Source organism: Janthinobacterium sp. CG_23.3, from assembly GCF_046115965.1.
Taxonomy (GTDB): Bacteria; Pseudomonadota; Gammaproteobacteria; order Burkholderiales; family Burkholderiaceae_D; genus Janthinobacterium.
The window spans coordinates 1-19,142 of the sequence record NZ_JBJXIB010000115.1 but is presented as its reverse complement, the minus strand read 5'-3'; the positions used below and the strand labels follow the sequence as shown (position 1 = coordinate 19,142).

The 19,142-nt window shown below is 68.5% G+C and carries 17 protein-coding genes; 7 read left to right on the top strand and 10 right to left on the bottom strand.

Going from position 1 to position 19,142, the window contains the following annotated elements; genetic code table 11:
* The 5 genes from gspD to ACFDR9_RS21785 form a co-directional block, all read left to right on the top strand.
* On the top strand, nt 1–1,493 hold a 1,493-nt coding region (gene gspD, locus ACFDR9_RS21805), incomplete at its 5' end, for a type II secretion system secretin GspD (RefSeq protein WP_409032318.1).
* A gap of 40 nt (nt 1,494–1,533) precedes the next feature.
* Nucleotides 1,534–2,955, top strand: coding sequence for a type II secretion system ATPase GspE (gene gspE / locus ACFDR9_RS21800; RefSeq protein WP_017877949.1), 1,422 nt, complete (start codon nt 1,534–1,536; stop codon nt 2,953–2,955).
* 12 nt (nt 2,956–2,967) lie between these two features.
* Nucleotides 2,968–4,188 (top strand): type II secretion system inner membrane protein GspF, encoded by a 1,221-nt coding sequence (gene gspF / locus ACFDR9_RS21795; RefSeq protein WP_026133155.1) that lies wholly within the window; start codon nt 2,968–2,970, stop codon nt 4,186–4,188.
* 20 nt (nt 4,189–4,208) lie between these two features.
* The gene (locus ACFDR9_RS21790) at nt 4,209–4,769 is read left to right on the top strand and encodes a type II secretion system protein N (protein ID WP_409032317.1); all 561 of its coding nucleotides are present in this window, start codon (nt 4,209–4,211) and stop codon (nt 4,767–4,769) included.
* A gap of 166 nt (nt 4,770–4,935) precedes the next feature.
* A complete protein-coding gene (locus ACFDR9_RS21785) occupies nt 4,936–7,152 on the top strand; it encodes a patatin-like phospholipase family protein (protein WP_409032316.1) in 2,217 nt (738 codons plus the stop codon).
* Here ACFDR9_RS21785 and ACFDR9_RS21780 read toward each other — a convergent pair.
* Complete coding sequence (locus ACFDR9_RS21780) at nt 7,125–7,892, bottom strand: helix-turn-helix domain-containing protein (RefSeq protein ID WP_026133154.1); 768 nt, start codon at nt 7,890–7,892, stop codon at nt 7,125–7,127. The two genes, ACFDR9_RS21785 and ACFDR9_RS21780, sit on opposite strands and share 28 nt — an antisense overlap.
* Nucleotides 7,893–8,110: 218 nt before the next feature.
* On the opposite strand from ACFDR9_RS21780, the gene ACFDR9_RS21775 reads away from it, so the two are divergent.
* The gene (locus ACFDR9_RS21775) at nt 8,111–8,563 is read left to right on the top strand and encodes a hypothetical protein (RefSeq protein WP_409032315.1); all 453 of its coding nucleotides are present in this window, start codon (nt 8,111–8,113) and stop codon (nt 8,561–8,563) included.
* A 102-nt stretch (nt 8,564–8,665) separates the two neighbouring features.
* Here ACFDR9_RS21775 and hslU read toward each other — a convergent pair whose 3' ends face one another.
* From hslU to ACFDR9_RS21730, 9 genes are all read right to left on the bottom strand, one after another.
* Nucleotides 8,666–10,009, bottom strand: coding sequence for an ATP-dependent protease ATPase subunit HslU (gene hslU, locus ACFDR9_RS21770; protein ID WP_026133153.1), 1,344 nt, complete (start codon nt 10,007–10,009; stop codon nt 8,666–8,668).
* 14 nt (nt 10,010–10,023) lie between these two features.
* Complete coding sequence (gene hslV, locus ACFDR9_RS21765; protein ID WP_017877942.1) at nt 10,024–10,560, bottom strand: ATP-dependent protease subunit HslV; 537 nt, start codon at nt 10,558–10,560, stop codon at nt 10,024–10,026.
* A gap of 159 nt (nt 10,561–10,719) precedes the next feature.
* Complete coding sequence (locus ACFDR9_RS21760; protein ID WP_409032314.1) at nt 10,720–11,997, bottom strand: lipid asymmetry maintenance protein MlaB; 1,278 nt, start codon at nt 11,995–11,997, stop codon at nt 10,720–10,722.
* 290 nt (nt 11,998–12,287) lie between these two features.
* The gene (dksA, locus tag ACFDR9_RS21755) at nt 12,288–12,740 is read right to left on the bottom strand and encodes an RNA polymerase-binding protein DksA (RefSeq protein ID WP_017877939.1); all 453 of its coding nucleotides are present in this window, start codon (nt 12,738–12,740) and stop codon (nt 12,288–12,290) included.
* A gap of 247 nt (nt 12,741–12,987) precedes the next feature.
* Nucleotides 12,988–14,082: a GTP-binding protein gene (locus ACFDR9_RS21750; protein WP_409032313.1), complete on the bottom strand. Its 1,095-nt coding sequence runs from the start codon at nt 14,080–14,082 to the stop codon at nt 12,988–12,990.
* A gap of 150 nt (nt 14,083–14,232) precedes the next feature.
* On the bottom strand, nt 14,233–15,180 hold the full coding sequence (locus tag ACFDR9_RS21745; protein WP_409032312.1) for a tyrosine recombinase XerC: 948 nt from the start codon (nt 15,178–15,180) through the stop codon (nt 14,233–14,235).
* A gap of 13 nt (nt 15,181–15,193) precedes the next feature.
* A complete protein-coding gene (locus tag ACFDR9_RS21740) occupies nt 15,194–15,862 on the bottom strand; it encodes a DUF484 family protein (RefSeq protein ID WP_017877936.1) in 669 nt (222 codons plus the stop codon).
* 159 nt (nt 15,863–16,021) lie between these two features.
* The gene (locus tag ACFDR9_RS21735; RefSeq protein WP_409032311.1) at nt 16,022–17,284 is read right to left on the bottom strand and encodes a porin; all 1,263 of its coding nucleotides are present in this window, start codon (nt 17,282–17,284) and stop codon (nt 16,022–16,024) included.
* 235 nt (nt 17,285–17,519) lie between these two features.
* Nucleotides 17,520–18,575 (bottom strand): porin, encoded by a 1,056-nt coding sequence (locus ACFDR9_RS21730; RefSeq protein WP_409032310.1) that lies wholly within the window; start codon nt 18,573–18,575, stop codon nt 17,520–17,522.
* A 355-nt stretch (nt 18,576–18,930) separates the two neighbouring features.
* On the opposite strand from ACFDR9_RS21730, the gene ACFDR9_RS21725 reads away from it, so the two are divergent.
* On the top strand, nt 18,931–19,142 hold a 212-nt coding region (locus ACFDR9_RS21725; RefSeq protein WP_409032309.1), incomplete at its 3' end, for a hypothetical protein.

The following is a 19,142-nucleotide window of genomic DNA, read 5'->3' as shown; positions in this document are numbered from 1 at the left end:
TGTGTTTGTTGCGGAGGCTGGCACTACCCGTTTCCGCGCAGCGCCCCCTTTCTCTTCCGCCTTCCCCCCCCCCCGCCAACCTGGCCAAGTCGCTGATCGCCAAGCTCGACCAGCCCACCGCGCAACTGGGCAACGTCCACGTGGTGTACCTGAAAAACGCCGACGCCACCAAGCTGGCGCTGACGCTGCGCGCGGTGATGACGTCGGGCGAGGGCGGCGGCGCGGCCCAGGCCAGCGCCGGCAACGCCACCGGCCTGGGCGCCGGCGCCGCCGGACAGGGCGGACAGGGCGGCCAGCAGGCCGGCGGCCAGCAGCCGGCCGGCGGCGGCGGCGCCTCGCTGTCGGCGGCGCCGCAGGCGCTGGCGGCCGGCGGCGCGGCCGGCTTCATCCAGGCCGACGCCTCCACCAACACCCTGATCATCACCTGCACCGAGCCGGTCTACCGCAACCTGCGCGCCGTCATCGACCAGCTCGACGTGCGCCGCGCCCAGGTCTATATTGAATCGCTGATCGTCGAGGTGACGTCGGACAAGGCCTCCGAGTTCGGCGTGCAGTGGCTCGGCCTGTCGGGCGACAAGAACAGCAACTACCGCATCGGCGGCGTGCAATCGTTCGCCAACGGCACCAGCAACAACATCGCCACGCTGGCCACCGGCGCGGCCGCCGGCGGCAGCAACATCGTCGCCCCGGGCGGCGGCCTGACCATCGGCCTGTTCAAGCAAATCAACGGCGCGCTCGGCCTGGGCGCGCTGGCGCACGCGCTCGAGTCCGACGGCAACGCCAACATCCTGTCGACGCCGAACATGATCACCCTCGACAACGAACTGGCCACCATCCAGGTCGGCCAGAACGTGCCGATCCTGACCGGCCAGACGCTGGTCGGCGGCACCGCCAACGCCAGCCCGTTCCAGACCATCGAGCGCAAGGACGTCGGCCTGACGCTGAAGGTGCGCCCGCAAATTTCCGAGGGCGGCACCATCAAGATGGGCATCTACCACGAGACCTCGACGGTCGACAAGACCAGCGCCCTGGCGGTCTCGGGCATCACGCTCAACAAGCGCGTGATCGAGAACAACGTCATCGCCGACGACGGCCAGATCATCGTGCTGGGCGGCCTGATCGAGGACACCACCAACGACGGCGCCGAAAAGGTGCGCGGCCTGGGCGACATCCCGCTGCTGGGCAACCTGTTCAGGTACCAGACGCGCCAGCGCAAGAAGACCAACCTGATGATCTTCCTGCGCCCGGTGGTGATCCGCAGCAAGGAGCAGAGCACCACCCTGACGGCCGACCGCTACGACTACATGCGCGCCGCCGAGGCGCAAGCCCAGCCGGCGTCGGGCAACCTGATGCTCAAGGACCTGGGCGTGCCGCAACTGCCGCCGCTGCTGAACGGCCAGCCGGTCGGCGGCGACATGCTGCGCCCGCTGCCGCAGGCGCCGCGGCCGCTGCCGCCCGCCAACGCCCCGGCCGGCAGCGGCGCGCCGCAATGAGCGCGGCGAGCATGACCGGCCACCGGGAAGGGCCGACCAGATGAGCAACCTACTACCCTACGCGTTCGCCCGCGACTACGCGCTGCTGGCCCGCCCCAGCGAGGAGGCCGAACACACGGTCGACGTGCTGGTGGGCCCCGGCACGGCGCCGGCCGCCATCGCCGAGGTGTCGCGGCGCTTCGGCCGCATCCGCCTGTTGACCTTGGCGCGCGCCGAGCTCGACGCCGCCATCGCCGCCGCCTACGCCGGCGCCGGCGGCGACGCCTCGCAGATGGCCGACGAGTTCGACGCCGACCTCGACCTGACCAAGCTGCTGCAGGACGTGCCGGCCATCGAGGACTTGCTGGAATCTTCCGACGACGCCCCGGTGATCCGCATGATCAACGCGCTGCTGACCCAGGCGCTGCGCGAGGGCGCCTCGGACATCCACATCGAGCCCTTCGAGCTGACCTCGGTGGTGCGCTTCCGCATCGACGGCAGCCTGCGCGACGTGGTGCGGCCGCGCAAGGCGATCCACGGTTCGCTGATTTCGCGCATCAAGATCATGGCCCAGCTCGACATCGCCGAAAAGCGCCTGCCGCAGGACGGCCGCATCACGCTGCGCGTCGGCGGCAAGCCGGTCGACGTGCGCGTCTCGACGCTGCCGACCGGGCACGGCGAACGCGCCGTGCTGCGCCTGCTCGACAAGGAGGCCGGGCGGCTCGACCTGCAGCACCTGGGCATGAGCGCCAGCATGCTGCCGGAGTTCGACGGCCTGCTCAAGCAGCCGCACGGCATCGTGCTGGTGACCGGGCCGACCGGCTCGGGCAAGACCACCACGCTGTACGCGGCGCTGACGCGGCTCAACGCCAGCACCACCAACATCCTGACGGTCGAGGACCCGATCGAGTACGACCTGGTCGGGGTCGGCCAGACCCAGGTCAACACGCGCATCGACATGAGCTTCGCCAAGGCGCTGCGGGCGATCCTGCGGCAAGACCCGGACGTCATCATGATCGGCGAGATCCGCGACCTGGAAACGGCGCAGATCGCGGTGCAGGCCTCGCTGACCGGCCACCTGGTGCTGGCGACGCTGCACACCAACGACGCGGCGGCGGCGGTGACGCGCCTGCTCGACATGGGTATCGAGCCGTTCCTGCTGTCGTCCTCGCTGCTGGGGGTGTTGGCGCAGCGCCTGGTGCGCAAGTTGTGCGGCGCCTGCCGCAGCTTCGACGGCCAGCACTGGCAGGCGGTCGGTTGCGAGCGCTGCGGCCACACCGGCTACCAGGGCCGGGTCGGGGTCTACGAGCTGCTGCAGACGACCGAACAGATCCGCGCGCAAATCCACAACCGCGCCTCCGAGGCCGAGGTGCGCGCCGCGGCGCAGCGCAGCGGCATGCAGACCATGCGCGAGGACGGCGAGCGCTGGCTGGCCGACGGCACCACCACGCCGGCCGAGCTGCTGCGCGTAACCAAAGACTAGGGACCAGCGCAGATGCCCGCATTTCGCTATGAAGCCGTGGACGCCGGCGGCGCCACCAAAAAAGGCGTGCTCAACTCCGACAGCGCCCGTTCCGCGCGCGCCGAGCTGCGCGCGCAGGGCCTGGTGCCGCTGGCCGTCGACGCCATCGCGGCCCAGGTCGACGCCGCCGGCGTGACCAAGAGCCGGGCCTTCGGCGAGCGCCTGTCGAACGCCGAGCTGGCGCTGTTTACGCGCCAGCTGGCCAGCCTGCTGGAGGCCGGCCTGCCGCTGGAACAAGCCTTCTCGGCGCTGCTGGAACAGGCCGAGCGGCCCTACCTGCGCGACCTGATCGCCTCGATCCGTTCCGAGGTCATCGGCGGCGCCGCCTTTTCCGAGGTGCTGGCGCGCCATCCGCGCGACTTCGCCGAGATCTACCGCGCGCTGGTGGCCTCGGGCGAGCAAATCGGCCACCTGGCGCGGGTGCTGTCGCGCCTGGCCGACTACATCGAGCGGCGCAACGCGCTGGTGCAAAAGGTTAAACTGGCCTTCACCTACCCGGCCATCGTCACGGTGGTGGCGTTCGCCATCGTCATCTTCCTGCTGACCTATGTGGTGCCGCAGATCGTCTCGGTGTTCGCCAACACCAAGCAGAAGCTGCCGCTGCTGACCATCATCATGCTGGCGCTGTCCGACTTCGTGCGCCATTACGGCGTGCTGATGGGCGGCGTGCTGGCGGCGGCCTGGTTCGCCTGGCGCCGCGCGCTGCAAGAACCCGGGCTGAAACGGCGCTGGCACACCTGGCTGTTGACGGCGCCGCTGTACGGCAAGTTCGAGCGCAGCCTGAACACGGCGCGCTTCGCCAGCACGCTGGCCATCACCACCGGCTCGGGCGTGCCGATTTTGCGGGCACTGGAAACCAGCCGCGACACGCTGTCGAACGTGGCGATGCAAGAGCTGGTCGAGGAGGCCAGCAACAACGTGCGCGAGGGCGTCAGCCTGGCGCGCGCGCTGTCGGCGCAAAAGCACTTCCCGCCCATGCTGATCCATATGATACGCGCCGGCGAAATCACCGGCGAACTGCCGGCCATGCTGGAACGCGCCGCCAGCGCGCAGGAGCAGGACCTGGAGCGGCGCACCTTGACCATTGCCGGCCTGCTGGAGCCGGCCTTGATCCTGGCGATGGGCGTGGTGGTGCTGCTGATCGTGCTGGCGGTGCTGATGCCGATCATTGAAATTAACCAGCTGGTGCGGTAGAGAAGAAAAATCGAGAAAACATGATGAAGCGTTTGCCCCTGTTTGTGAGTTTTGCCGCCGTCGTGGCGTTGTCGGCGTCGCTGGCCTTCTGGTTCATGGAGCTGGTCAAGCCGCCGCAGCGCGCGCTCACCGCGCTCGTCAGCCAGGCCGCGCCCGAACCCGGCCCCGACGCCGTTGCCGGCCTGTTCGGCGGGCGCCTGCAAGTGGCCGCGCTGAGCCATTACCAGTTGAAGGGCGTGGTCGCCGCCGGCAACGGCCGCGGCAGCGTGGCGATCCTGGCCAGCGACGCCAAGCCGGCCCAGGCCTATCCGGTCGGCGCCGAGGTGGCGCCCGGCGTCACCGTCAAGGACGTGCAGCCGCTGTTCGTGCTGTTGTCCGACGGCGGCGTGCCGAAGCGGGTCGAGCTGGAGCAGGCCGTGGCCGGCGGCGGCGGCGGCGGCGCCGCGTTGGCGCCGCCGCAGCCGTCGCAACAGCAGATGACGCCGCCGCCGCAGCAGCAAATGACGCCGCCGCCGGCCGCGCCGCCGCTGCAAATGGCGCCGCCGTCGCGCGTCGTCAGCCCGCCGGCCGGCTCGCACTGACGCGCCCGGCGCGCCGGACCCCGATGCCCTTCAGTTCGCGGGCCGGCGCGCTGAACACCCACCAAGGCGAAGTGCCGGGGCCGCACCCCGGGGGGCCGACCCCGCGGTGACATCCTCGGTTTTGCGCGTTTCAACGCCCACGCCGCCGTCCAACAGGAGTGCTTCCATGGTTTCCCTTCGCGCCCTCGCGCTGTGCTGCGCCTGCGCGCTGCAGTTGTCCCCGGCCGCCGCGCAAGGCGTGGCCGAGGCCGCGGCGGCGCGCCCGCGCGTGGCGCTGGTGCTGTCGGGCGGCGGCGCGCGCGGCCTGGCGCATATCGGCGTGCTGCGCGTGCTGCGCGACATGCGCGTGCCGGTCGACATCGTGGTCGGCACCAGCATGGGCGGCGTGGTCGGCGGCGCCTACGCCGCCGGCGCCTCGGTGGCCGACCTGGAGCAGATGGCGCGCGCCACCAACTGGGACCGGGTGGTGGCCGACCGCCCGGCGCGCCAGGACCTGGCGTTCCGCCGCCGCGAGGAAGACCAGTTGCTGCCGTCGCGCATCGAGTTCGGCCTGAGCCGCAACGGCGTCTCGCTGCCGCCGGCCGCGGCCGGCAACGCCGCGCTGGAACTGGCGCTGAACCGGCTGCTGCCGGAAGCCATGCGCGACCGCCCGGTGAACCGCCTGCCGCTGCCGTTCCGCTCGGTGGCCTCGGACCTCGTCACCGGCGAGCTGGTCGAACTCGACGACACGCCGCTCTTTCTCAGCGTGCGCGCCTCGCTGGCGGTGCCGGGCGTGTTCGCGCCGGTGCGCATCAAGCAGCGCCTGGTGGTCGACGGCGGCCTGGTGCGCAACCTGCCGGTCGACATGGCGCGCGCCATGGGCGCCGAGGTGGTTATCGCGGTCAACGTCGGCACCACGCTGGCGCCGGAAAAGGACCTCGGCAGCGCGCTCGGCGTGGCCCAGCAGATGCTGCAAATCCTCACCGAGCAGAACGTGCAGCGCTCGATCCGCGAACTGGGACCGCGGGACATCCTGATCGCGCCCGATTTGAGCGGCGTCAGCTTCCTCGACTTCAACAGCCAGGAAAAGGCCATGCACGCCGGCGCCCAGGCGGCGCGCGCGCTGGCCCTGCGGCTGGCGCCGCTGGCGCTGCCGCGGCGCGAATACGCCGCGCTGGAGGCGCTGCGGCTGGCGGCGCCGGCGCTGGCCGACGTCGCGCTGCCGCTGGCGCAGCTGGAGGTGCAAAGCGGCGGCGGCATCAACGCGCGCGCGCTGGCGGCGCAGTCCGGCCTGGTCGAGGGCAGCGCCGTGACGCGCGAGCAGGTGCGCCGCGCCGGCGCCAAACTGTACGGTCGCGGCGACCTGGCCCGCGTCGAAACCGAGATCAGCGACGCCGGCGACCAGCGCAGCGTGCTGATCAAGGCCAGCGCCTCCGACTGGGCCGGCAGCCGCCTGCGGGTCGGGCTGGAGCTGGCCAGCGATTTCAACGACAACAACAATTTCGCGCTGAAGCTGATGCACGTGGCCGGCTCGCTGAACGCCTGGGGCGGCGAACTGCGCAGCATCGGCCGGATCGGCACCGAACGCTCGATCGACGTGCAATGGTGGCAGCCGCTGGGCGCCGGCTCGCCGTGGTACGTGGCGCCGGCGCTGCACTACGGCTCGGCGGTGGCCGACAGCTTCCTGGCGGGGCGGCGCGCCAGCCGCTACGCCTACGACCTGCACAGCGCCACGCTGGTGCTGGGGCGCGAACTGGGCAGCTTCGGCGACATCCGCGTCGGCGCCACGCGCAGCCGCGCCAGCGTGCGCCAAGTGATCCCCGAGCTGCCGCTGGACCAGCGGCAGTCGGCGCGGGGCACCGACCGCTTCGTCAGCTACCGGGTCGACACGCTCGATTCGCTGGCCTTCCCCAGCCGCGGCTTCCTGCTCGACGCGACCCTGGCCAGCACCAAGACCGGCGGCCACGGCGTCGCGCCGCAGGCCAGCTCGTCGGTGCTGGCGATGTCGGCCTTCCACACCGCCAACTGGGCCGGCCACCTGTACGGCGAATGGGCGCGCGCCCAGAGCGGCAGCGCGCCCTTGCAACTGGGCGGCTTCCTGCGCCTGTCGGGGGTGCCGGCCAACTCCATCGAGGGCCGCGGCGTGCTGCTCAGCCGGCTGGTGATGGCGCGCCGCATCGGCGCGCTGCCCAGCACCTTCGGCGGCGTGATCCGCGCCGGCTTCTCGCTCGAGGCCGGCGGCGCCTACAACGACGACGATCTGGCGCCCGTGCGCTACCGCTTCGTCCAGGCCGGCAGCGCCTTCCTGTCGGTCGACACCCGCTTCGGCCCGGCCTATTTCGGCGCCGGCGCCAGCCGCGGCGGCACCGGCACCGTTTACCTGTTCCTCGGCCCGATCTGGTAGGGCGGCTGCGGCCGGCGCAGCGCCGTGAAGGCGCCGAATTCCCACGAGCGAAAGCCGAGTAGCAGGGTGAAGCCGTCGCGCTCGGCGCCGGCGAGGCGGCGGTCGCCCTGGTGCAGCCGCGCCAGCTCGCCGGCCAGTTGCCGGATCTTGTGCACCATCTCGTGCGCGCTGGGCAGGCTCAGGCGCGCCGGGATGCACATCAGGGTCTCGCCGGCGCCGTCGAAATGGCCGCCGAAATAATCGGCCACCACGTGTTCGCGGAAATACTGTTGCACCGGGCCGTCGGCCAGCCAGTGGAAGGCGTTCGAGACGCGCATGCTGTAGCGGTTCAGCGGTTTCAGCTCGATCAAGCCGATCCGGTCCAGCTCGGCCAGCAGGCCGATGCACTCCGGCTGCGACAGCGCGTAGGTTTCCACCACCTGCTCGAGGCTCCAGTGGCCCAGGCAGCAGATCGCCATCAGCAGCAGCTTGGGGCGCGCCATCAGCGAGGTTTCCTGCGTCAGCGTCAAGGTGTCGGCGTGCGGCGTGACGTCGGCGGCGGCGCGCAGCACGTCCTCCAGCGCGATGCCAGCCGCCTTGCAAATCTGCGCCAGGCGCGACAGCGACATGTCGTGCTGGCCGAACATGCGCTTGACGCTCGATTCGCTCATGTCGATGCGCTCGGCCAGCAATTTATAGGTGATGCCGGCGGCGCGCAATTCCGCGCGCAGCACCTGCACGATCAATTCCGGTGAACTCATGGGCTTCCTGTCTGCACGCCGTCCCTGCCAGCGCTTTCTTTGTGGTGTTTCAAACATCTTATCGTAAGGCGTTGGGGTCCGGCCCGCGCGTGCCATAGTACCGGAATACGCCACCAAACGTGGCCCATGGCGGCACTTCGCACAAGGAGATGGCGGCGCCCGGCGAAGCTTGCGACACTGCCCCATTGGGCCCGGCCCGCCCCCACCAAAGGACGCCCATGTTCCAGCCCTACTTGATTGCCGCCGTGGCGTTGGCCGCCTGCCTGCCGGCCCCGGCCCCTGCCGCCGCGGCGCCGCTGTACGCCGGCGCCGGCCTGGGCGCGCGCCACGACGCCCGCCTGTACCTGGGCCGGCGCTACGAGTCGTTGCAGTTTCGCGGCGGCGAGGCGGCGCTGTCGCTCGAGGCCATCGGCTACGCCGGCGACGCCGCCTGGCGCGCGCTGGGTCTGGCCTACGTGGGGGGCTATAAATTCGACGCGCTGTCGCTGCACGTGCGCCTCGGCGCCGCTTATGGCGGCGCGGCGCGGCGGCGCCGGCCCGCCGCGCTGTACGGCTACGGCGGCGCCTACGCGCTCGACGCCGACTGGTCGCTGCACCTGGACTGGGACAGCGTGCCGGGCGGCGCCGAGCGCGAAGGCTTGCTCACGGCGGGCTTGTCGTACCGCTTCTGACGGCCGGCGCCGACCGGCCGGCGCGGTGCTGCGACGGCTCGACGCGGTACTGCATGCGCTGGCGCGTCGCCAAAGCCTTGTTTGCCATGCCGGCCTCCTTGCTTACAACACGTAGCGCGACAGGTCTTCGTTGACGGCCAGCGCCTCCAGGCGGGCGTTGACGTAGGCGGCGTCGACGGTGACGACGCTGCCGCCGCTCTCGCTGGCGCTGAACGAGACTTCCTCGAGCAGCTTTTCCATCACCGTGTACAGGCGCCGCGCGCCGATGTTCTCGGTGCGCTCGTTCACCGAAAAGGCGATTTCGGCCAGGCGCGTGATGCCCTCGGGCGCGAATTCCACCTTCACGTTCTCGGTCGCCAGCAGCGCCTCGTACTGCATCGTCAGGCAGGCGTCGGTGCTGGTGAGGATGCGTTCGAAGTCGGCCGTCGACAGCGACTCCAGCTCGACGCGGATGGGGAAGCGCCCCTGCAGCTCGGGGATCAGGTCGGACGGCTTGGCCAGGTGGAAGGCGCCGGAGGCGATGAACAAAATGTGGTCGGTGCGGATCATGCCGTACTTGGTGTTGACGGTGGTGCCCTCGACCAGCGGCAGCAGGTCGCGCTGCACGCCGGCGCGCGAGACGTCGGCGCCGCCGACCTCGGAGCGCGAGGCGATCTTGTCGATCTCGTCGAGGAAGACGATGCCGTTCTGCTCGACGTTCTGGATCGCCTTCTGCTTCAACTCGTCCTCGTTGAGCAGCTTGGCCGCCTCCTCCTCGACCAGCAGCTTCATCGCCTCGCGCACCTTGATCTTGCGCGCCTTCTTGCGCCCGGCGCCGACGCCCGAGAACATCGACTTGATCTGCTCGGTCATCTCCTCCATGCCGGGCGGCGCCATGATTTCCATCTGCGGGCCGGCCTCGGCCAGCTCGATCTCGATTTCCTTGTCGTCCAGCTCGCCCTGGCGCAGGCGCTTGCGGAAGGTCTGGCGGGTGGCGTCGCCGGCGGCCGGCTGCTCGCCGGCGGCGGCGGCGACGTTGAAGCCGAAGTCGCGCGCCGGCGGCACCAGGATGTCGATGATGCGGTCCTCGGCGGCGTCCTCGGCGCGCAGGCGCACCTTCTTCATCTCGCTGGAGCGGGTCTGCTTGATGCCGATGTCGATCAGGTCGCGGATGATGGTGTCGACGTCGCGCCCGACGTAGCCGACCTCGGTGAACTTGGTGGCCTCGATCTTGATGAAGGGGGCGTCGGCCAGCTTGGCCAGGCGGCGCGCGATCTCGGTCTTGCCAACCCCGGTGGGGCCGATCATCAGGATGTTCTTCGGCGTGATTTCGTGGCGCAGCGGCTCGGCCACCTGCTGGCGGCGCCAGCGGTTGCGCAGCGCGATGGCGACGGCCTTCTTGGCGCGGCCCTGGCCGACGACGTGTTTATCGAGTTCGGCGACAATTTCCAGCGGGGTCATGTTCATGGTGGCTTTCCGGCTCAGTCCAGCGTTTCTATCGTATGCGACATATTCGTGTAAATGCACAGCTCGGCGGCGATGGTCAGCGACTTCTTGACGATCTCGGCCGGCGTCAGTTCGGTGTTTTCCTGCAGCGCCTTGGCGGCCGACTGGGCGAAGGTGCCGCCCGAGCCGATGGCGCCGATGCCGTCCTCCGGTTCCAGCACGTCGCCGTTGCCGGTGATCACCAGCGTCGATTCGCCGTCGGCCACCAGCAACATCGCCTCGAGGCGGCGCAGCACGCGGTCGGTGCGCCAGTCCTTGGCCAGCTCGACCGAGGCGCGCAGCAGGTTGCCCTGGTGTTTTTCCAACTTGCCCTCGAAGCGGTCGAGCAGCGTGAAGGCGTCGGCGGTGCCGCCGGCGAAGCCGACCAGCACCTTGCCCTGGTACAGCTTGCGCACCTTGCGGGCCGTGCCCTTCATGACGATGTTGCCGAGGGTAACCTGGCCGTCGCCGCCGAGGGCGACCTGCTTGCCGCGCCGCACGCACAGGATGGTGGTGCCGTGAAATTGTTCCATGAATGACCTCAAAGATGTCGGATTGACCGCATCCGCCAGAAATGGGGATGGAACGGGCGATTGCAAGGCGGCGCAACCCCGCGGCCAGACCCCGCGGCCAAACCCGCGGCGGCGCGGCGGCCCCGTCTGACCGCGGGGTTGCGCCCCGGGTTCCAGGCCTCAATACTTGTGCGCGAAGATCCTGGCGACGTCGCCGAAGGCGAGCAGGCGCAGCAGCGCCGCCACCAGGTGGTTCAGGTCGCGGAACTCGATGGCCTTGCCGCCCTTGGCCAGGCGTTGCAGGCGCGCCAGCAACAGCCCGGCGGCGCCGAACTCGATGCGCAGCAGGCGCGAGCAGTCGAACACCAGCGCGCCGTCGCCGGCGGCGTAGGCGTCGATCGCCTCGAGCAGGGCGCCGCCGGCGTCGATCAGCGCCGGCAGCATGAAGCGCTCGCTCGCCGCCGAGGCCGACTGGCGGGCGGCGGCGGTGGCGACCCGCTCGGGCGCCACGTACGGCGGCGGCGACACCTCGAAGGTGACGCAGTAGTCCATGCTGGCTTCCTCGAACTCCTTTTCGCGCTTGAGCAGTTGCAGCAGTTCCAGCAACAGCAGCCAGCTGGCCTCGCCCTCGTCGCGCCGGCCGACCTGGACGATGGCGCGCACCCGCGCCGCCAGTTCGGCGGCGCCGACCACGATCAGTTCGCGCCGGCCGTCCTGCAATTGCCGCAGGCCGGGCAGCAGCAGCGCGCAGCCGGCCGCGTCGACCGCGTTGACCTTGCTCAAGTCCAGCCGTAGCACCGGGCCGCTGCCGGCCTGCCGCTGCATCTGTGCGACGGCCGGGCCGATGCCGCCGTCGAGGGCGCCGGCCAGGGCCAGCGTCGGCGCGGCGCCGGCGTAGGCGGGGTCGGCCGGCCGCGCCGCCGCCGCCGCGTAGGCCGGCGGCGAGGTTTCAAAGCGGCTGGCGTAGTCGATCGACAGGCTGTCGAATTGCTGCTGCTGGCCGGTGATCTGGTACAGGTCGAACAACATCCACCACAGCGTGCGGTCGGCGCCGGCGTCGGCCAGGCTGTCGACCAGCATCTGTCCGGCCAGCGCCAGTTGGCCGTTGGCGTACAACAAGGCGATTTCCTCGACGGCGGCGGCGGGACCCGGCTCGCAGCTGGGCAATTCGGTGCTGTTGGCGTCGAGCGCGGCCAGCGTGGCGGTGGCGGGCGGGCGCGGCGGGCGCGGCGGCGTGCTGCCCCAGGCCGGTTCAGGCGTGTTGAAGATGTCGAAGGTCATCGCCGCCTCGATCGCGTCGATTTTCAAGGCGGTGGCGCGGGCGATTTCGCGCTGGCGCAACTGCGCCTGGTCGCGCTGGGCCTCGCTGTTGGGCGCGGCCGGCGCGGCGCCGTCGTCGCCGCGCTGGCGCGGCTGCGGCTCGGGGCCGCTTTTTTTGAACAGTGAGAACAGTCCCACGTCTTTCCCCGTCGTTGCGCTACTGCAAGAGTGTCCTGGGTGTGAAGCTCGATGTCGTGTGTCGTCGGCCGGATGCGGGGGCCGCCGAGGCCGGCGTGATCCAAGGCCGAGCCGCCGCCGACGCCAGTCGGCTTACGCTAGTGTAGCTCATGGGCAAGCCTGCGCCCCGTTTCGTTACATTTTGATAGATTGGGCGCAAAAAAAGCACGCGCCCGAGGGTTGCGTGCTTGTTGTGGAGCGGCCGGCCGCTGGCGGCTTGAGCCGCCCGCCGCCGCACGGCCGGCACTGCCTCAGTCGCCGTACAGCTTTTGTTTCAGTTCGCGGCGTTGCTGCGCTTCCAGCGACAGCGTCGCGGTCGGCCGGGCGATCAGGCGCGGAATGCCGATCGGCTCGCCGGTTTCTTCGCACCAGCCGTAGTCGCCGCCGTCGATGCTGGCGATGGATTGCTGCACCTTCTTCAGCAGCTTGCGTTCGCGGTCGCGGGTGCGCAGTTCCAGCGCGTGCTCTTCCTCGATGGTGGCGCGGTCGGCCGGATCGGGCACCAGCACGGTTTCGCGCAAATGCTCGGTGGTCTCGCCTGCGTTTTTCAGCAAGTCTTTTTCAAGCTGTTGCAAGCGCGCCTTGAAAAATGCCAGTTGCGCCGGGTTCATGTAGTCGTTTTCGCTCATCTGACGAATTTCTTCTTCGGTGATGAGGGCGACTTCTGTGTTGGCGGCGGGGGTCGATTTATTAGTTTTGGTCATCACTTCGCTTACCTTCGATACGACAGAGTTTTCAAATTGATCAGCTGATTCGGCAATTGCACCGACAGCTGCACCGGTATCCGCTTTGGCATTTTTCAGCTTTCCGGATGTTACGTTTTGTGGAAACTAGGTTTTCGGCGCAACGTTGCTTGCCAATTTTGTCATGCTTTGCTGCATATTGCCATCCTATTTCATCGTCCCGTTCGTGCGGCAACGGCGGCGGGGCGTGCCGCAAAACCCGGCTAGTTTATACCAAACATTGTTCGAGTCCGCGAATAAAGATGTCTTTCGGTAGATTTTTACCAATAAACACCATTTTGCTGCCACGCGCCTCGGTTTCCCCCCACTTCGCGCCCAGATCGCTGCCCATGATTTGGTGCACGCCCTGGAACACCACCTTGCGTTCAGCTCCCTGCATCAACAATACGCCTTTATAGCGCAGCATGCGAGGACCGTACACTTGGACGAGGCCGTTAAGGAACTCGTCGAGCTTGGCGCTGTCGAAAGGCCGGCCGCTTTTGAACACGAAGGCGGCGATGTCGTCGCTGTGGCCGGCGTGGTGGTGGTTGTGGGCGGACGCGTCGCAGTCGGCGGCGCAGGCTTCGCTGTGCGCGTGTGCGTGCCCGTCATGGCCGTCGTGGGCGTGCTCGCGGGCGTGCTCGTGCTCGTGCACGTGGGCCGGCTCGGTGGCCAGGAAGTCCGGGTCCAGTTCCAGTTTTTCGTTGAGGTTGAAGCCGCGCAGGTCGAGCACCTCGGCCAGCGGCACGTTGCCGAAATCGGCGGCGCCGATCGGCGCGCGCGGATTGATGCGCTTCAGGCGCCGCGTCAGCAGTGCCAGGTCGGCGGCGTCGACCAGGTCGGTTTTCGACAGCAGCAGCTTGTCGGCGAAGCCGACCTGGCGCTGGGCCTCCTCGTGCTCGTCGAGCTGGGCCATGGCGTGGTGCGCGTCGACGACGGTGACGATGGCGTCGAGCATGTAGTGGCTGGCCACCTCGTCGTCGACGAAAAAGGTTTGCGCCACCGGCCCCGGGTTGGCTAGGCCGGTGGTTTCAATCACCACCCGGTCGAACTGCAGCAGGCCGGCGTCGCGCTTTTGCGCCAGCGCGCCGAGCGCCACGATCAGGTCGCCGCGCACGGTGCAGCAGATGCAGCCGTTGTTCATTTCGACGATCTGTTCCGTGCTGTCCCGCACCAGGATCTCGTTGTCGATGTTTTCCTGGCCGAATTCGTTTTCAATCACGGCGATGCGCATGCCGTGCGGTTCCCGCAAGATGCGGTTGAGCAGGGTGGTTTTGCCGGCACCGAGAAAGCCCGTCAGGATGGTGGTGGGAATGAGTGCCATGGTTGCTGTCCGCCGTTGCTGTGGAATAAAGGTCTGAATCTGCGCCGGGCCGCCTTTTTTGCGCGGCAGGCCGACGATTATGCCGGATTTCCGCGCCCGCTTGCAAATTCGGCTGGCGCGCTTGATGTAGATCAGGCCGGCGGCGGCGGTTTATTTGATTTTGGCGCGCGGATGCGCCTTGTCGTAAGCCAGCGCCAGGTGCTGGAAGTCGAGCGAGGTGTAGACCTGGGTCGAGGTGATGCTGGCGTGACCGAGCATTTCCTGCACCGCGCGCAAATCGCCCGACGATTGCAGCACGTGCGAGGCGAACGAGTGGCGCAGCACGTGCGGGTGGACGTTGACGGGAATGCCGATGGCCTGGCCGTGCGCCTTCAGGCGCAGTTGCACCAGGCGCGGCGAGATGCGGCTGCCGCGGGTGCTCAGGAACAGCGCGGCGCCGCCGTCGGCCGGCGCCGGGCGCACCGCCAGCCAGGCCGCCAGCGCCGCCAGCGCGGCCGCGCCGACCGGCACCTTGCGCATCTTGCCGCCCTTGCCGGTCACCACGACCTCGCCGGCGGCGGCGTCGATCCAGCCCAGCGAGGCCGGGCCGTGCGCGCCGGCCGGGCGGTGTTGCCGGTCCAGGCCGCACAACTCGGCCACCCGCAGGCCGCTCGAATACAGCAGTTCGAACATGGCGCGGTTGCACAGCTCGGCCGGCAGCGGCGCGCCGTGCAGGCGCGACGGCGTCGCCGCCAGTCGCACCGCGTCGTCGACCGACAGCGCCTTCGGCAGGGTTTTGGCGCGCTTGGGCGCGCGCACGCCGGCGGCCGGGTTGGCCGCCAGCGCGCTCTGGCGGCCGAGCCAGTCGAAGAAGCCGCGCCAGCTCGACAGCTTGCGGGCGATCGAGCGCGGGTTCAGGCCGCCGGCGTGGAGTTTCGAGGTGTAGCGGCGGATCTCGCCGACGCCCAGCGCGTCCCAGGCCAGGCCGTCGCCGAAGCGGGCCAGTTCCAGCAGGTCGCGGCGGTAGGCGGCCACGCTGTGCGGCGACAGCTTGCGCTGGCTGCTCAGCTGGGACAGGTAGGCCGCCAGCCAGTCGGCGTTGCTGCGCGTCTCGCTCATGCCGGCCGCGGCCTCAGGCGCGCAGCGGCGCCAGCGCGGTGCTGGCGGTGGCGCCGATGTTGACCAGGAAATCGGTCGCCATGCCGGCCGTGAAGCGTTGCGCGTCGGGCGAGCCGAGGATCAGCAGGCCGAACGCGGCGCCGTTGCCGTCCGGCGCGCGCAGCGCCAGCATCGCCGTCGAGGCCACCGGCCCGGCGCCGAGCCAGCGCACCGCCTCGAAGTCGTTGTTGCTGCCGCAATACGGCGCCAGCAGGCTGTTGGCGAAAAGGCGGGCGTCGTCCGAGACGCCCTGGGCGAACCAGGCGTCGTGGTGTTCCGGCGCCAGGTCCCACAGGCGCAGCGTGGCCTGCGGCACGGCGAAATGGCCGAGCATGCCGTCGAGCACCGCGCGCGCCTGCCCGGCCCCGCCGCGGGCGCGCAGCAGGTCCTGGGTCCAGCCGTGGAACTTGGCGGCGATGCCGGCGTTTTCCTCGGCCAGGCGCGACAGGTCGGACAGGCGCAGTTCGAGCGCCTTGTACTTGTCGCGCATGACTTCCATCTGGCGCTCCTGCAACGAGACGGTGCGCCCGGTCAGCGGGCTGGCCAGTTTGACCTCGCCTAGCAGGGCGGCGTGCTCCTGGAAAAATTGCGGGTGCGCCGTCAGGTATTGGGCGACGGTGGTGGAATCCAGTGTGGCGGTCATCGGTCGTTTCGGTTGGTAAGTGGTCGGCGGCGGCGTTGCGCAGCGGGAATCCCAATTTTAACCGACAGCCCCGCGGCGCGCGCGCTTCGCCTGAGCTGCGCAGAAATAAAAACAGGCGCCCGGGGGGCGCCTGTCGCGGTTGCCGTCAAGCCGGCAAGCTTAGAAGCGGTGGCGGATGCCCATCTGGATGCCGCGGCTGGCGTCGCCGGCCTTCTCGGTGAAGCCGCCCGAGGCGCTGGCCGCGCCGATCGCATATTGGCCCTGGTTGGTGTTCTTGATGTAGGCCAGCACGGTGTAGATGTCGGTGCGCTTGGACAGGTTGTGGTCGTAGCCGAGGGCGAACTGGGTGGCGTCGCTGTTGGACGCGGTCTTGTCGTCCTGGCGCACCACCGAGGCCATCACGCGGCCGGCGCCGATCTTGTAGTGGGCGCCGAGCTGGTAGCTGACCGCGTCGAGGTAGAAGTTGCGCACCAGCGCCGCGTTGACCATCCGGGCGATGCCCGGCCCGGCCGCGCCCAGCGAGGCGAAGACCGGCGCCAGCTGTTCGCCGGCGAGGCGGATGATGACCGAGTTTTCGTTCTTTTGCTTGTGGTAGCCGGCGAACAGCTTGGCGTCGCCGGTTTCATACGAGCCGCCCAGCGTGGTGGTGACCAGGCCGCGGTTGCCGACCTGGTCGGTGCCGTGGTTGTGGCCCAGGCCGACGTTCCAGCCGTTCGCCTTGTAGCGCACGTTGCCGCCCCACGAGCGCTTGTCCAAGCCGACGTAGCCGGACTTTTCGGCGCCGTACATCAGCGCCGCGCCGAAGCCGTTCGGCGTTTCGATGCGGTATTGCAGCGATTTGTCGGAGCGGATCGCCATGCCCGCCGTCAGCAGGCCGCCGGTGCCGCCGACGATGCCGCCCCAGCCGCCGCCGGTGCCGGACTCGAACACGTCGGCGTTGTTGAACACCTCGTAGCCGGGCGTGTACATGCGCCCGGCAAGGATGGCGCCGACCGGCGTGACCAGGCCGACCATCGAGGTGCGGTCGAACAGCGCGCCGCTGGTGTTGACGTTGACCGCCGGCTGCAGCGCGCCGCGTACACCGGCCAGCAAGGGCGCCGGCAGGCGTTCCAGGCCGCGCGTCAGCGCGAAGCCCTGGTTCGAACTCAGATTGCCGGTCTTGTTGTTGCCGGTGTCGATCTCCACGCGCGCTTCCAGGTTGAAGATGGCCTTGTAGCCGCCGCCCATGTCCTCGGTGCCCTTGAAACCGAGGCGCGAGCCGTCGGCGATGCCGCTGACGAGCTTGACCTTGCTATCCTTGCCGCCGTTGTCGACATACATCAGGCCGGCGTCGGCGATGCCATAGATCACTACGCTGGACTGCGCCAGTGCCGGCGCTGCGAAACACGCGGCAATCACGCCAACGAGTAATTTTGTGTTCATGCTGTCTCCAAATGGTTGTATTTTTAGTTGAAACGAACGTACGTACTATTTCGTCGCAGTTCAATATGACACTCTTCTTTGGGCTTGTACAGAACGCCAACGTTTAGCCCGGAACGTTGGTTGCGGAAAAGACACAGGCGCCGCGCGGACGAAAAAAAACGGCCGTGGTTGCCCACTGCCGTTTTGCGCGACGCATTGGTGCGGGCGTTCCGTAGCACGGTTCGCCCTGCGCCGATTAGAAGTTGTGGTGCACGCCGACGCCGTAGTAGTTGGTCTTGACCGCGGTCTTGGTTTGCGACGCTTCCGCGTACAGATAGGTGCGTTTGGACAGGTTGTGTTCGTAGCCGATCGAGGCGCGCTTGGTTTTGGTGGCGTTCTCCGGGGTCAGGCGGCCGTAACCGGCGCGGATCAGGCCCGAGCCGACGGTGTAGTTGGCGCCAACCACCCACGATTTGGCTTCGTCGGCGGCGGCGAACGCGGTGTGGCCGAAGTCCTGCTCCTGGTACGAGGCCATCAATTTCAGTGGGGTGATCGGGTTGAACGAGGCGGCGGCCGACCACAGTTTGGTTTGGACGGCGTTGCGCTCGTAGCCGAGCATGGCGGCGACCGGGCCGTTGGTGTAGGTGCCCGACAGCGAGTAAGGATTGGCGTCGCCTGCCGAGTTGGCGGCGTACTGGAAGCGTTGCGGATTCGCCGGGGTTGGCGTTGCAATGACCGGGTTGCGGCCGATGATCGCCGGGCCGCCGTTGGTTTCCTTGGCGCCGACGGTGGCGTTCAGCTGGAAGCCGGACATCACCGGGGTGTTATAGAACAGCGCATTCGAAAAACGGTTTCTCGAATTGCCGGCCGCGCTCAGCGGATCGCTGGTGTAGCCGGCGATGTGGATGTCCGGCTGGAAGCCGGCGCGGCTAGGCATGCCCGACCATGGTTCGAAGGCGGTGCTGGTCTCCTGGTAGGCGGTCAGGCCGCGGCCCAGGCGCACGGTACCGAAGGCGCCTTGCAGGCCGACGCGGCTCTGTCCCTGGAACAGCGGACGGGTGTTCGCTTCCAGCGTGCCGGTGTCGAGTTCGTAGCGGATTTCCAGTTGGAACAGGGCTTTCAAGCCGTTGCCCAGATCTTCAACGCCCTTGAAGCCCAGTTTGTTGTTGTCGTGCTTGCTGATCGCGGCGCTGGTGCCGGTCACTTTTTGGACGTTGGCGTCGACGGTGCCGTAGATGACGACCGACGATTGTGCATGTGCAACACCGGCGAAAGCGCCGAAAAGAGACAGGACCAGGAGTGATTTTTTCATTTTTAATTCCCTATAAAGTGAACTTGTTCAAAAATCCATGAAGCAGAAAAGTGCGGTGCGATCAACACTTGGATGAGTTGAACCTTAAATGCTGGCGGCGCCAAGATCGATGGAATGGTCGATTATCGGGAGGAAGGTTGGTCGAAAGCTAAAGAAAGCCGCCAGGCTGTTGTATTTTTGTAACGCGGCGATTTGAGGCGGGCAGTAGTTTTGTGCTTATTGTTGGCGCCGAAACAGCGCCGGCGGCGCATCCGGACGGCCGCGCGCCGCCCGGCGGCGCCCGCGGCGGCGGCGCCGTCGCCGCGCCGCCCCGCATACACGCTGGCCGTGGCGGCAGGCGGGGACGGGCTTTTTTGTGTGCGTTGCAACATCGGCCGCGCCGGACGCGGCGCGCGGCGGCTGTTGTATTTATCCCTTCCTTGAAAAGTTTGCGCCAGGTCAAATGGTTTTAACGGCTGAGGACGCTACACTGTTTGTGACTGTTCAGCCGCTATGCGGCAAGCGGGATAGGATTACCGTTGAAGGCCCGGAGCAGAACCTCAAGCATGCCATGGCCTTGCTTGCGTA

What these genes read in the sequence shown, in the direction of transcription:
- gspE (WP_017877949.1), top strand. Translation starts at nt 1,534, where the DNA reads ATGAGCAACCTACTACCCTACGCGTTCGCCCGCGACTACGCGCTGCTG.
- gspF (WP_026133155.1), top strand. Translation starts at nt 2,968, where the DNA reads ATGCCCGCATTTCGCTATGAAGCCGTGGACGCCGGCGGCGCCACCAAA.
- ACFDR9_RS21790 (WP_409032317.1), top strand. Translation starts at nt 4,209, where the DNA reads ATGATGAAGCGTTTGCCCCTGTTTGTGAGTTTTGCCGCCGTCGTGGCG.
- ACFDR9_RS21785 (WP_409032316.1), top strand. Translation starts at nt 4,936, where the DNA reads ATGGTTTCCCTTCGCGCCCTCGCGCTGTGCTGCGCCTGCGCGCTGCAG.
- ACFDR9_RS21780 (WP_026133154.1), bottom strand. Translation starts at nt 7,892, where the DNA reads ATGAGTTCACCGGAATTGATCGTGCAGGTGCTGCGCGCGGAATTGCGC.
- ACFDR9_RS21775 (WP_409032315.1), top strand. Translation starts at nt 8,111, where the DNA reads ATGTTCCAGCCCTACTTGATTGCCGCCGTGGCGTTGGCCGCCTGCCTG.
- hslU (WP_026133153.1), bottom strand. Translation starts at nt 10,009, where the DNA reads ATGAACATGACCCCGCTGGAAATTGTCGCCGAACTCGATAAACACGTC.
- hslV (WP_017877942.1), bottom strand. Translation starts at nt 10,560, where the DNA reads ATGGAACAATTTCACGGCACCACCATCCTGTGCGTGCGGCGCGGCAAG.
- dksA (WP_017877939.1), bottom strand. Translation starts at nt 12,740, where the DNA reads ATGACCAAAACTAATAAATCGACCCCCGCCGCCAACACAGAAGTCGCC.
- ACFDR9_RS21750 (WP_409032313.1), bottom strand. Translation starts at nt 14,082, where the DNA reads ATGGCACTCATTCCCACCACCATCCTGACGGGCTTTCTCGGTGCCGGC.
- ACFDR9_RS21745 (WP_409032312.1), bottom strand. Translation starts at nt 15,180, where the DNA reads ATGAGCGAGACGCGCAGCAACGCCGACTGGCTGGCGGCCTACCTGTCC.
- ACFDR9_RS21740 (WP_017877936.1), bottom strand. Translation starts at nt 15,862, where the DNA reads ATGACCGCCACACTGGATTCCACCACCGTCGCCCAATACCTGACGGCG.
- ACFDR9_RS21735 (WP_409032311.1), bottom strand. Translation starts at nt 17,284, where the DNA reads ATGAACACAAAATTACTCGTTGGCGTGATTGCCGCGTGTTTCGCAGCG.
- ACFDR9_RS21730 (WP_409032310.1), bottom strand. Translation starts at nt 18,575, where the DNA reads ATGAAAAAATCACTCCTGGTCCTGTCTCTTTTCGGCGCTTTCGCCGGT.